The 11,973-nt window shown below is 63.7% G+C and carries 11 protein-coding genes; 7 read left to right on the forward strand and 4 right to left on the reverse strand.

The window, feature by feature from the left end:
* Positions 1-37: 37 nt before the first annotated feature.
* From WBN73_RS07980 to WBN73_RS07990, 3 genes are all read left to right on the forward strand, one after another.
* The gene (locus WBN73_RS07980) at positions 38-1,630 is read left to right on the forward strand and encodes an alkaline phosphatase D family protein (protein ID WP_337339871.1); all 1,593 of its coding nucleotides are present in this window, start codon (positions 38-40) and stop codon (positions 1,628-1,630) included.
* Positions 1,631-1,791: 161 nt separating this feature from the next.
* A complete protein-coding gene (locus WBN73_RS07985) occupies positions 1,792-2,454 on the forward strand; it encodes a hypothetical protein (protein ID WP_337339870.1) in 663 nt (220 codons plus the stop codon).
* Positions 2,455-2,496: 42 nt separating this feature from the next.
* Positions 2,497-3,732, forward strand: coding sequence for a pyridoxal phosphate-dependent aminotransferase (locus tag WBN73_RS07990; protein WP_337339869.1), 1,236 nt, complete (start codon positions 2,497-2,499; stop codon positions 3,730-3,732).
* 69 nt (positions 3,733-3,801) lie between these two features.
* Here the strand turns inward: WBN73_RS07990 and WBN73_RS07995 are convergent, their stop codons facing one another.
* Entirely contained in the window at positions 3,802-4,839 is a 1,038-nt protein-coding gene (locus WBN73_RS07995; RefSeq protein ID WP_207595124.1) for a zinc-dependent alcohol dehydrogenase family protein, read from the reverse strand.
* Between the two features lie 93 nt (positions 4,840-4,932).
* Between WBN73_RS07995 and WBN73_RS08000 the strand changes: the two genes are divergently transcribed.
* Positions 4,933-5,391 (forward strand): carboxymuconolactone decarboxylase family protein, encoded by a 459-nt coding sequence (locus tag WBN73_RS08000; RefSeq protein ID WP_337339868.1) that lies wholly within the window; start codon positions 4,933-4,935, stop codon positions 5,389-5,391.
* Positions 5,392-5,408: 17 nt separating this feature from the next.
* Positions 5,409-6,308, forward strand: coding sequence for a sigma-70 family RNA polymerase sigma factor (locus WBN73_RS08005; RefSeq protein ID WP_337339867.1), 900 nt, complete (start codon positions 5,409-5,411; stop codon positions 6,306-6,308).
* A 93-nt stretch (positions 6,309-6,401) separates the two neighbouring features.
* On the opposite strand, the gene WBN73_RS08010 is transcribed toward WBN73_RS08005, so the two are convergent.
* Together WBN73_RS08010 and WBN73_RS08015 are read right to left on the reverse strand one after the other, a co-directional pair.
* On the reverse strand, positions 6,402-6,857 hold the full coding sequence (locus WBN73_RS08010) for a hypothetical protein (protein ID WP_207595130.1): 456 nt from the start codon (positions 6,855-6,857) through the stop codon (positions 6,402-6,404).
* 20 nt (positions 6,858-6,877) lie between these two features.
* Entirely contained in the window at positions 6,878-8,833 is a 1,956-nt protein-coding gene (locus WBN73_RS08015) for a primary-amine oxidase (protein WP_337339866.1), read from the reverse strand.
* A 124-nt stretch (positions 8,834-8,957) separates the two neighbouring features.
* On the opposite strand from WBN73_RS08015, the gene WBN73_RS08020 reads away from it, so the two are divergent.
* Entirely contained in the window at positions 8,958-9,548 is a 591-nt protein-coding gene (locus WBN73_RS08020) for a TetR/AcrR family transcriptional regulator (RefSeq protein WP_337339865.1), read from the forward strand.
* Here the strand turns inward: WBN73_RS08020 and WBN73_RS08025 are convergent.
* Entirely contained in the window at positions 9,545-10,186 is a 642-nt protein-coding gene (locus WBN73_RS08025) for a LysE family translocator (RefSeq protein ID WP_337339864.1), read from the reverse strand. The genes WBN73_RS08020 and WBN73_RS08025 overlap by 4 nt on opposite strands.
* A 161-nt stretch (positions 10,187-10,347) precedes the next feature.
* Here WBN73_RS08025 and WBN73_RS08030 point away from each other — a divergent pair, with 161 nt between their 5' ends.
* On the forward strand, positions 10,348-11,760 hold the full coding sequence (locus tag WBN73_RS08030) for an aldehyde dehydrogenase family protein (protein ID WP_280628043.1): 1,413 nt from the start codon (positions 10,348-10,350) through the stop codon (positions 11,758-11,760).
* The last annotated feature ends 213 nt before the right edge of the window (positions 11,761-11,973 follow it).

An 11,973-nucleotide genomic window follows, 5' to 3' on the forward strand; every position in this document is an offset into this window, starting at 1 on the left:
TGGGTCCAGTCAACCCCGGTTTCCTAGGGTCGGTCTTATGGAAAAAATCTCCCGCAGGTCCCTCATCTCAGCCGGCCTGGGTGCCGGACTCGCCGCCGGTGTGTCAGCCGCCCTGCCGCAGGCCGCCGTCGCGGTTTCAACAGCGGACGACGCCGGTCTCCGCACCGATCCGTTCACGCTTGGCATCGCGTCGGGCGAACCGTGGCCCGACGGCTTTGTCATCTGGACCCGCCTGGCGGTGAACCCCGTGGCCGAGGACGGCCTGGGCAGCATGCCTTCCCGCTCCGTCGCCGTCGCCTGGGAAGTCGCGGAAGACCCGGCGATGCGCCGGGTAGTAGCCCGCGGCGTCGAACATGCCAGGATCGAAACCGCCCACTCGGTGCACGCAGAACTCAGTGGCCTCCGGCCGGGACGGGAGTACTTCTATCGTTTCCGCACCGGGCGGCACGTGAGCGAGGTTGGCCGCACTCTGACCAGTCCGGCGTCCGGCGAGACCCCCGCGGCCCTGGCCATGGCGTTCGCCAGCTGCGCCCAATTCGAGCACGGCTATTTCACGGCGTACAAGCGGCTGGCCGAGGACCACCCTGACCTGGTGCTGCACCTTGGCGACTACCTCTACGAGTACAAGAAGGGCAGCTACGTGATCGGCGGCGGCAACCCGCGCGATCATGAAGGACCCGAGACCAGCACCCTGGCGGGCTACCGCCAGCGGCATGCCCAGTACAAGTCCGACGCCGATCTGCAGGCAGCGCACGCGATCGCACCGTGGCTGGTGGTGTGGGATGACCACGAAGTGGACAACAACTGGGCGGATGAGATCCCCGAGAACAACGACGCGAGCCAGCTCAACGACACCACGGAACACTTCCGGCAGCGTCGCTCGGCAGCGTTCCAGGCTTACTACGAGAACATGCCGCTGCGCCGCTCATCAGTCCCCGCCGGGTTCGACATGAAGATCTACCGCACTATCCAATGGGGCCAGCTGGCCAACTTCCACATGATGGACACGCGCCAGTACCGCGACGACCAGCTGGCGGGCGATGGCTGGCGGAAGAACGTGGCCGAACGCCTGGACGAGAACCGCACCATCACCGGCGCCGAGCAGGAGAAATGGCTGCTGGACGGCTTCAAGAACTCCACGCAGCGGTGGGACATTCTGGGCCAGCAGGTCTTCTTCGCCGAGCGGGACCGTGACAAGGCGCCGGAAATCGACGACGTCTCCATGGATGGCTGGGACGGTTACGCCGCTTCCCGCCGCCGCATCACCCAAGGCTGGGTGGACGCAAAGGTCCGCAACGCCGTCGTACTGACCGGCGACGTTCACCGCCACTGGGCCACCGACCTCAAGGTGGATTACAAGGACCCGGCGGCAGCTGTGGTGGGCTCGGAACTGGTGTGCTCATCCATCACCTCTACGGGCAATGGCACGGGATCCACCACCGACCCCACCATGGCCTGGAACCCGCACCTGAAGTTCTACAACGACAACCGCGGCTACGTGAACACCCGCATCACCAAGGACGCCATGACCGCGGACTTCCGTGTGCTGGACTACATCACCACACCGGGCGCTCCGGTCAGCACCAAGAAGTCCTACACGATCACCGACGGAGTCCCCGGCCTCGCCTGAGCGTGGTTCACCCAAGTAGGTGACAGCACGTGCTCCAATGAGCCCTCATTGCGACATGTGCTGTTACCTACTTGGGTTTGAATCCCAGTGACTACGGGGAACGGCGGGAGTAGCCTAGTTCCAGTTGAAGTAGTGGATCTCTGTCCGGCTGGGGTTCTGCCGTGGGCCATGTGCGTTCGTCGCTGTCCGACCTCCTGGGGGTACTTTCCGACGCCGTCGCCCCTCAGCATGTAAGGTTCGACGACGGCTCCCCCACCGCCGTTGTTCCCCCACCTGACGCTCCGGTCACCGTCCGGGCCGTCACGCTCAACCGCGTGGGCAGGTCCCGGCGCGAAGGGCCTGTCCTGGACCTTGAGCTGAGGGTGGCGGTGGAATGCCACGGTCCGGAACAGCTGGACAACATGGAGCAATTGCTGCTGGCCGTGGAACTCCACAGCCAGTACTCCGTAGTGTCCAACGGCGAATTCCGGCCCGAGGAATACTCCGGGGCCATCCAGCAGGGTCTGGGGTTCCTGGTACGCATCCCGGTATCCCTCCGGTTCGAAGAACCTTCCGACCCTCCCGCCCAACCTGCCCCGGGCAAACCAGCTGCTGGCCGCCGGATCCGGGGACGGCTGGTGGACTCACACAACAAGGGCATCCCCGACGCCTATATCCATGCCCATTCATCGGCTACGGCCGCCGTCAGCGATGCGACAGGGCACTTTGAGGTTTTGGCGTCCGCTGAGGAGGTTCAACACTTCGCTGTTGCGGTGGACGGCACCGAGCGGGAAGTTTCGGCCAGCACAAAGAGACTTCCTGTCATCATTCGCTGGGTTGTCTGAAACCATTTGCCCGCCCGGGCCGGTGCCATGAAATGATCAACCATGCGTCCGATGCAGCACTCCAGCAAACTCCAGAATGTCCGCTACGAACTCCGTGGACCCATCCTCCAAGCGGCCAAGGCCATGGAGGCCGAGGGGCATCGTATCCTCAAGATGAACCTTGGGGACACGGCGCCGTTTGGGTTGGAGGCGCCGGAGTCCGTTGTGGTGGACATGATCCACCACCTCCGCGGAGCCCAGGGGTACAGCGACTCCAAAGGCATTTTTTCCGCCCGAACCGCCATCTCGCAGTACTACCAGACCCGCGGACTGATGACCATCGGCGTCGAGGATGTTTTCATTGGCAACGGCGTCAGCGAGCTCATCTCCATGACCCTGCAGGCCTTCATGGAGAACGGCGACGAGATCCTTATCCCTGCCCCGGACTACCCTTTGTGGACCGCGGCCGTGACACTCACCGGCGGCAACCCCGTGCACTACCTGTGCGATGAGGATGAGAACTGGTGGCCGGACATGTCCGACGTCGAAGCCAAGATCACCCCCCGCACCAAGGGCATCGTCATCATCAACCCGAACAACCCCACCGGCGCCGTCTATCCGCGCCACATTCTGGAGCAGTTCGCCGCGCTTGCCAGGAAGCATGACCTCGTCCTGTTCTCGGATGAGATCTACGAGAAGATCCGGTACGTGGACGCACCGCATATTCATACGGCGGCTGTTGCTGACGACGTCTGCGTCCTGACGTTCAGCGGGTTGTCCAAGGCATACCGCATGCCCGGCTACCGGGCAGGTTGGGTTGCCGTCACCGGCCCGTTGACGGCCACCGCGGCCTATCGGGAATCCTTGGAGCTGCTGGCCTCGCTGCGATTGTGCGCCAATGTCCCAGCCCAGCACGCCATCCAAACCTGCCTGGGTGGATACCAAAGCATCGAAGCGCTCATTCGTCCCGGCGGCCGGCTCCGCGATCAGCGGGATCTGGCATGGAAACTCCTCACCGCGATCCCGGGCGTCAGCTGCGTTCCGGCAGCCGGTGCCATGTACCTTTTCCCGAAGCTGGATCCGGGGATCTACCCCATTGAGAGCGACGAGAAGTTTGTCCTCCAACTCCTGCAGGAGCAGAAGATCCTGGTCTCACACGGCACCGCCTTCAACTGGCCCACGCCGGACCATTTCCGCTTCGTGATCCTGCCCGCCGTGGAGGACATCGAGGAAGCAGTGCGCCGGATCGACCATTTCCTCGCCGCCTACCGGAACCGCCCTGCGGACGCTCCCAAATAAATCGCAATTGAGCGCGTTCTGATCGCTCAAAGCGCGCTCTGCTGCTACTTCCTTGGGCGCCCGCGCCCCTTACCGGGCAGGGTCCACCATGGTCATGCCGGCAGGGTTGGCCTTGTCGAAGCCCGGCAGCAGTGCAGCAGCTTCTTCCAAGCCAATGGTGCGTTCGATGAGCATCTGCGGCTGGAGGGCACCCTGTTCAATGAGCGACATCATGCCCGGATAATCCACCGCAGCCATGCCGTGGCTGCCCAAGAGGTCCAGTTCCCAACCGATCACACGGGCCATGGGCACTTGCGGGTTGCCGTCGATGGACGGCAACAAGCCGATCTGCACATGCCGGCCTCGTCTGCGGAGGCTGAGGATCGCGTCGGCGCAGGTCTGTTCACTTCCGACGGCGTCCACCGCCACGTGGCTGCCTCCGCCGGAAAGGGCATTGATTGCGGCCGGAATATCCGTACCATCAGCGAGGACAGTATGTTCGGCGCCCAAGCGTGCAGCGACGGTCAGAGCCTCGGGGTTCCGGTCCACGGCAATCACCCGTGCGCCCATGGCCTTGGCGATCATCACAGCGCTCAGCCCCACACCGCCCGCGCCAACCACAGTGACCCATTCACCGGCTTTCACCTGCGCACGGGCTGCCAACGCTCGGTATGCCGTGGCGAAGCGGCAACCGAGGCTTGCCGCCGTCGTATATTCAATGCTGTCAGGAATGGCAACCAGGTTGCTGTCGGCGGCGTGCAGGGCCACAAATTCGGCGAAGGAACCCCAATGGGTGAAACCGGGCTGCTGCTGGTCCGGGCAAACCTGGGCATCGCCGGCCAGGCACCATTCGCACGTGCCACATCCGCAGACGAAGGGCACGGTGACGCGGTCGCCCACCTTCCAATGCTGGACGCCTTCCCCGACCGCGTCGATGACACCGGCGAGCTCGTGACCCGGCACGTGGGGCATTGCGATGTCATCGTGGCCGGCCCAAGCGTGCCAGTCGCTGCGGCACATGCCTGTCGCCAGCACTTTCACCACCACGCCTCCAACGGGAGCCTGGGGCTTGGCTACTTCCCTGACGTCGGGCTGGGTCCGGACCTCATCAAAAACTACGGCGCGCATCGATCGACTCTAACAATGTGCCGCAGCTGTCACACTTTCGGTCCAGCATCCGACATCCCTGATGTAAGGCACCATCTCTGAAGGGACGTCAGCATGACCCGCATCAATATCGGCCGCAGCAACAAACTCGGCTACGCCGCCGTCACCGGGCTGGAAGGCTATGCCCGCAAGTCAGTCGATCCAGATCTGTATGAACTGATCAAGCTCCGCGCCTCAATACTCAACGGCTGCGGCTTCTGTGTGGACATGCACGCCACGGACGGCCGGAAGCGCGGAATTCCGGAGAGGAAGCTGCATGCCGTGGCGGCGTGGCAGCATTCGAAAGTGTTCTTCGACGCCCGCGAACAGGCCGTACTTGCCCTGACGGATGCCGTAACCCAGCTGGGCCCGGAGACAGTCACGGACGAGATTTGGAACGCTGCTGCCACCCACTTCGACGACAGCCAGATGGGCGGCCTGATTCTCGCCATCTCCACCATCAATGTGTGGAACAGGATTGCCGTCAGCACGCAGATGGAACCGCCGGTAGATGAGAAGAACCCGATCGTCTGAAAGGTAGCGTTGGCAGCATGACTCTTGCGGTGTCAGCCACGTCGGCGTGGCAGAGTGAACGGAATCGCCTCCTCGGAATCGCTTACCGAATGCTGGGCGACTTCGGGCATGCGGAGGACGTGGTTTCCGAGGTGGCGATCGACGCCGTGCAGCGGGAACGCAAATCCGAAGCGGCCGGCGTGGATTCCTGGCCGGCGTGGCTGACAACGGTGTGTGTGCGGCGCTCTGTTGATCGGGTACGGCAACTCGCCGCAGTGCGCGAGGAGTACACCGGGCCTTGGCTGCCCGAACCAGTGGATGTGTCCAAACTTCCGGAAGAAACCATAGCCAACCGCGAGCTCCTGTCCTTGACCCTGCTGCATCTGGCCGAACAATTGGCGCCTGAGGCCAGGGCGGCGCTCGTGTTGCACCGGGCCTTCGCAATGTCCGCCCCGGAAATTGCGGACATCCTGGAAAAATCCCCTGCCGCCATCCGCCAGATGATTTCACGGGCCGAACGTCGCCTGGAGATCGATCCTGAAGCCCCCGCTCCCCGGGCCAAGGATCGCGCGGCCTTGGAGAAGCTGGTTCGTGCCATCGAGCAGGGTGAAATCGACACGGTTGTTGCCATGCTGGACCGGGACGCCGTTCTCTGGGCCGACGGCGGGGGCAAGGTCAAGAGCGCCATGAACCCGCTGTTCGGGGCGGCCAGGATTGCGCGGTTTTTTGCGGGCATCCTCGGCAAGGCGGTGGTTTTCGATCCTGCGCAGCCGGTACGTGCTTGGGTCATCGAGGTCAACAGCGATGCGGCCCTGGTGCTCAGGCATCATGGCCGCTCCGACATCCTGGTGATCGACACCGCCCCGGATGGCAGCATCCGTGAGCTGCGTCAGGTGTCCAACCCGGACAAGCTGACGCGGGTCTCGCTGGACGGGTAGCTCAGGCGTTGCTTCCTGACCTTCTTTGGATTCCGTGTTGAGTGTTCTCAACCTGCTCTGGTTGAGTTCCCGCGGCCACTCCGGCAAACAGGGTCAGGACGCCACAGCTGCCCGGCGCCGCAGGCGTGCTACCAGCGTGGCGGCGAGTAACGCCGTCGTGATTTCCAGTCCGATGACCAGCAACAACCCGGCAGAGCCGGAGGAAACAACTGTGCCGGACGTGTCACCAACGTTCGACGACGGCCTGCCGCCGTGGGCGTGGCCGGCACCGCCTGCTCCGAAGAGCAGGACAGCGTGAAGTCCCACCATGGCCACAGCGGACATGGTCACTTGATGCAGGGCACCAACCCGGCTGTGCCGCCAAATGTGGACCGTGCACGGGACGCAGACCGCCGCCAACCCGATCATGAGGATGCCCAACCAGGCGTCATGATGTCCCGAGACGGCGAGCCACAGGTGCACCAGGCAAGAGACAGCCGTGAGGGCCGCGCACATCCGGGGGTGCAGGACAGGCCCGGACGCCCGGACCTGTCCCGCGACGATTGCCATTATGGATGTCCCGATGCGCTTTAGTGACAGTGCCCGGCGGGCTTGCCGTGTTCTTCGGCGGAAGCGGCGGCCTCGGCGTGGCAGCTCGAACCCGAGGCACTGGCCGGTACGTCCAACACCGGGCTGCGGTCGAAGAACCCTTCGGGGCGCAGTTTGAAGCCGACGGTGTCCACGGGCATGATCGGCCAGTCCTCCACGCGGGGGAAGTGCGTGAGGCCGAACGTGTGCCAGAGGACGATGTCCTGGCCGTCGATGTCGCGATCCTGGGCAACGTAGGCCGGCAAACCGGCACCGCCGGAGTGTTGGTTCACGAAGTCGCCCGTGGGGTAGCGCTCCTCGTCGGCGTAGCGGGTGACCCATACGTCCTTGGTGGCGAAGGCCGCGCGCTTCGCTATGGAGGAACCGGGGTCGGCCAGCAGCGTGGGCTGGTTCTCGGCGTGGAGTTTGTAGCCGACGGGTTCGCCGAGGCGGTTCTTCGATTCCGGGTTGGAAATGATCCAGGTGCGGCCCGCCCGTGCGTCGGCTTCGCGGACGGCCTCGGACTCTTTGGTGAGGACGGTGCGTTTGCGGGAGAACGCATTGCCGCGCTCATTCCCTTCGCCCATGGCCTGGCGGACCACATCTTCTTCCTCCACACGGTTGGTGAAGCCATCAATGGCCATGTCCAAGCGGGCGCTGAAGAGGTGCTGGTGGAAAGGGGCACCTAGGCCGGGAGCGAGCTGGGAGATGTTGTCCGAACCGCCCTCCGGGAAGGCGCTGGTAAACACGACGCCGGTGGCCTTGGCTTCGAATTCGATGGTGCCGTCCAGGTAGAGGTACCAGTAGAAGCCGTAATCGTAGTTGCCGATGGTGGTGAAGAAGGAGATCACCAAGCGGCGGTTGCGGCGGGTGTAGTTGATGCCAGTCCAGAGGTCGGAGTGCTTGGAGAGGATGCCCCAGTCTTCCTCGTGCATGCAGATGCCGTTGCGGATTTCACGGGGGTTGCCGAAAGCGTCGCTGATGACTGGACTGAGGTAGGTGATGTCACCCAGGCAATCGCAACCGAGTTCCAGGGAGTTGGCGTACTGGCCCACCAGGTACTCGCCGGTGTCGAAGTAGTTCTGCCAGGACCGGATGGGAGAGGGATCGCCGTACGGAACCACCATCTCGGCGATCGAGGCACGGTTGATGATGGGGCGCTTCTTGTCGCCATCCTTGAACGACAGGTTGTGGAGGACAACTCCTTCCCGGACATCGAAGCCGACGTCCACGCTCCACTTCTCCCACTCCACGTGGTTCCCATCCGTGACCGTGAAGCTCGGACCCTCAGGCTGGGTGATGCTGATGGGCTTCTGCGTGGTGCGAAGCGGGCCCGTCAGTTCGGGATCCGTGTAATTCCCGTGCTCCGCGGGGATGGGCATCACCCCAAGATCGATGACCTGGGTGACTTCCTTGTTGACCACATCCACGTAAGCCACCAGGCCGTCCACGGGGTGGGCCCAGGCGCTGTCCTCCGGGAAGTCCTGCACAAACGCAAGACCGCGGAGGATGCGGCGGCCTTTCTCTTCGGCGTACTCAAAGACGCCCGCGGACAGCGGAGCCACGCGGACCTTTTCAACGTCCAGGTCCCGGGCTGCCAGCGCGGTCAGCCAGCGCTCATCAGTAGCGAGGAGCGTCTCGACAACCTCGAATTCTTCTTCGAGCACGGGCAGTTCGCCGGAAACCTTGGTGTCCAGTTCCTTGGCGGACACCAGCTCGCCGCGGGTCACCGAAACAAGGACGTCCGTGGGAGCTCCGCCCGAGATGTCGTGGATGAAGACGCGGAATCGGCGGTCCTCCTCACTGGCACCGCGGGAAGGGTCCACCAGCCCAAGGTAGGCGATCCGGTGTCCGTCACCAAGGAGGCCGGCGGCTTGGAGAATCCCCTGCACTTGGGAGATTTCGGCCCCTGTTGCCAGGCCGTACTGGTTTACTGTCTCAGTTGCTGTGGGCGTCATGGCTGCCTAGTGTTCCGGGACCTATGATGGGTCAGGATTTATTTTCTATAGGTGTAGAGAATAACCAAAACGTAAGATGGGTCACAAGACCTTTCTGCCAAATATTTTTCCGGGAGCCCACTCAGTGCCAAAGATTGTGGACCACGATCAACGACGCCTCGAACTGGTTGACGCAACGTGGCGGATCATCGCAAGGCTCGGCATGGAAGGTGCCACCATGCGGGAGATTGCCGAGGAAGCAGGCTTCGCCAACGGCGCCCTCAAGCCCTACTTCCCCACCAAGGACCTGCTGCTGACATCCGCTTTCGGGCACGTCTTCAACCGCACCAACCAGCGCATCGCCACCATGACCGAGGGGCTGTCAGGCGTCGCTGCGCTTCGCGCGTTCTGCACTGAAGTCCTGCCCCTGGATGAGGAACGCGTCAACGAAGCCCGCATCGTCATCCCGTTCTGGCAGAAGGCGCTCAACGACGCTGACATGGCTGCGCTCCACAGCGAGTCCATGAGCCAGTGGCACACCACCATCACCGCGCACACCGCAGCAGCCCGCGCGGCCGGTGAGATCAAAGCCCCCATCGGGGACGCCGCCGTCGCTGACCACTTGCTGAACATGATGCTCGGCGCGCAAATTGTTGTGGCGCTGTCCCCTGCTGAACATTTCTCGCAGGATCTTGCGGGGCAGTTGGATAACTACCTCGCGCTGCTTGCCAGCTAGCTGGTGGCGCCCGAGGCCACCACGCCCACGCCAAGACCGGCAATCACACCGCTGCTGACACGCTCGACGACGGTGCTCACCTTGGGTCGTTTGAGCCACCGCATCGCCTTGAAGGCCACGACGGCGATCATCGAAAGATAGGCGAAGGCGATAACGGCCACCACGACGCCGAGGATAAGCGAGGTACCCATGGTGTCGCCGCCGTGCGGGATGAACTGCGGCACCACGGCCAGGTAGAACAAGCCGACCTTGGGGTTGAGGAGCGTGGACAGTGCCCCTGCCCCCAGCGCGGAAAGCCTGCTGTACGGGAGGGCCGCCTCCGGTGCAGAACCGTCGGCACCTGCTTTTGCCGCTTTCCGGGACTTCATGAATGAAGAGACGCCCAAATACAGCAAGTACAGGCCGCCGGCGATCTTGACCCAACGGAACAATTCCGCGGACTGCTCCAGGATGGCGGCCAGACCGACGCCCACCAACGCAGCCCAGGCAATCGCACCAACGGCAGACCCTGCAGCCGCAGCGATACCAGCGCTGGGCCGGTTCAGCGCGATCCGCAGCACGAGGAATGTGTCCGGACCGGGAGTGACGGACAGGACGAGGCAGAGACCGGCGAAGGCCGCAAGGGAAGCAAGAGTCACAAGCTCGATTATCGGGCACGGCGGCACGCACGGAAAGCGTTCGCTTCCCGTCAATGGCTGTTCGTGCATAGACAAGGCCCAACTGCGTGACGCCGACCACACTGGAAACACCGGCGCGCGCCTCACCGGCCGCCAAGACTTACTACCCGAGCGGAGTACCAATGGAGACTTACGACGCCCTGCTGGCCTCGATCACCCCGGCCAACGGCCAGAACAGCCGCACCATCCTTGACCCTGCTACGGGTGAAGCCGTTGGCGAAGCCCCCGTGCACACCGTCCAGGATCTTGAAGCAGCCATCACCGCCGCCACGGCAGCGCAACCTGCCTGGGCTGCCCTGGGCCACGACGCCAGGTCAGCTGCGCTCATGAAAGCAGCCGACGCCGTCGAACGCTCCGCGGAAGAACTCGCCCAACTGCTCTCCCGCGAGCAAGGCAAGCCGCTGAACGGTCCGAACGCCCGCTTCGAAGTCGGCGCGTGCGCAGCTTGGCTTCGTGCCACCGCCGCTACCCCGCTCGACCCTGAAACAGTGGTGGACGACGGCGAGACCCACGCTGAACTGCATTACCGGCCCATCGGCGTCGTCGGTGCCATTGGCCCATGGAACTGGCCCATGATGATCACCGTCTGGCAGATCGCACCAGCGCTGCGCATGGGCAACGCCGTGGTGGTCAAGCCTTCTGAATACACTCCGCTGTCCGTGCTGGCGCTGGCCTCGATCATCAACGAGGAGCTGCCCGAGGGCCTGCTGTCCGTGGTCTCCGGTGGCCGCGACGTCGGTGAAGCGCTGGCCTCGCACGACGCGATCGGCAAGGTCATGTTCACCGGCTCCACCGCCACGGGCAAGGCGATCATTCGATCGTCGGCCGACACGGTCAAGAGGCTCACGCTGGAACTCGGTGGCAACGACGCCGGCATCGTCCTTCCGGACTCCGACCCCAAGGCGATTGCTGAGGGCCTGTTCTGGGGTGCGTTCATCAACACCGGCCAAACCTGTGCGGCACTGAAGCGCCTGTACGTCCACGAATCCCAGTACGACGCCGTGTGCTCCGAACTTGTCGCCGTGGCTCAGGCCATGCCCATGGGTAACGGCCTGGATGAGAACAACGTTCTGGGCCCGCTGCAGAACCGGCAGCAATACGACATCGTGTCCCGCTTGGTGGAAGCCGCTCGCGATTCCGGTGCCCGGGTGCTGATCGGCGGCAACCCCGACGCCGACCAGCCGGGCAATTTCTACCCGACCACTCTCGTGGCGGACATCGACAACGACAACCCGCTCGTCGCCGAGGAACAGTTCGGTCCGGCACTGCCGATCATCAAGTACAGCACCGTTGATGAGGCAGTCGCCAAGGCGAACGCGCTCGACGTCGGACTCGGCGCCTCGGTCTGGTCCTCAGACTTGGGTGCCGCGCGCGAAGTAGCATCCCGCATCCAGGCCGGCACCGTGTGGATCAACAAGCACGGAGCCGTGGATCCCCGCGTCCCGTTCGGCGGTGCGAAGCAGTCCGGCTACGGCTTGGAGTTCGGCGCCGAGGGCCTCAAAGCACTGGGGGTCCCGCAGGTCATCAATGGCTAACCCCCGCTGCGCTTACCCAAGTAGGTGACAGATAACGTCGCAATGAGCCCTCATAGTGACGTTATCTGTCACCTACTTTTGCTTTCCCAGTGCTCCGCGCTGAAAGAAGGCTCAACCCATGGGACGCGAGCTGCCACGGCTCTGATGCCAGCACGTTCTGTCCCGGTGGTCCTGCCAGCAGGATGGCCCAAGAGAGCGTGAACAGGCCGATCG

The sequence above is a fragment of the Paenarthrobacter sp. CCNWLY172 genome (assembly GCF_037402035.1).
GTDB lineage: Bacteria > Actinomycetota > Actinomycetes > Actinomycetales > Micrococcaceae > Arthrobacter.

Excerpts from the sequence above, each read along its gene's own strand:
- WBN73_RS07980 (WP_337339871.1), top strand. The coding sequence starts at position 38 with ATGGAAAAAATCTCCCGCAGGTCCCTCATCTCAGCCGGCCTGGGTGCC.
- WBN73_RS07990 (WP_337339869.1), top strand. The coding sequence starts at position 2,497 with ATGCGTCCGATGCAGCACTCCAGCAAACTCCAGAATGTCCGCTACGAA.
- WBN73_RS07995 (WP_207595124.1), bottom strand. The coding sequence starts at position 4,839 with ATGCGCGCCGTAGTTTTTGATGAGGTCCGGACCCAGCCCGACGTCAGG.
- WBN73_RS08000 (WP_337339868.1), top strand. The coding sequence starts at position 4,933 with ATGACCCGCATCAATATCGGCCGCAGCAACAAACTCGGCTACGCCGCC.
- WBN73_RS08005 (WP_337339867.1), top strand. The coding sequence starts at position 5,409 with ATGACTCTTGCGGTGTCAGCCACGTCGGCGTGGCAGAGTGAACGGAAT.
- WBN73_RS08010 (WP_207595130.1), bottom strand. The coding sequence starts at position 6,857 with ATGGCAATCGTCGCGGGACAGGTCCGGGCGTCCGGGCCTGTCCTGCAC.
- WBN73_RS08015 (WP_337339866.1), bottom strand. The coding sequence starts at position 8,833 with ATGACGCCCACAGCAACTGAGACAGTAAACCAGTACGGCCTGGCAACA.
- WBN73_RS08030 (WP_280628043.1), top strand. The coding sequence starts at position 10,348 with ATGGAGACTTACGACGCCCTGCTGGCCTCGATCACCCCGGCCAACGGC.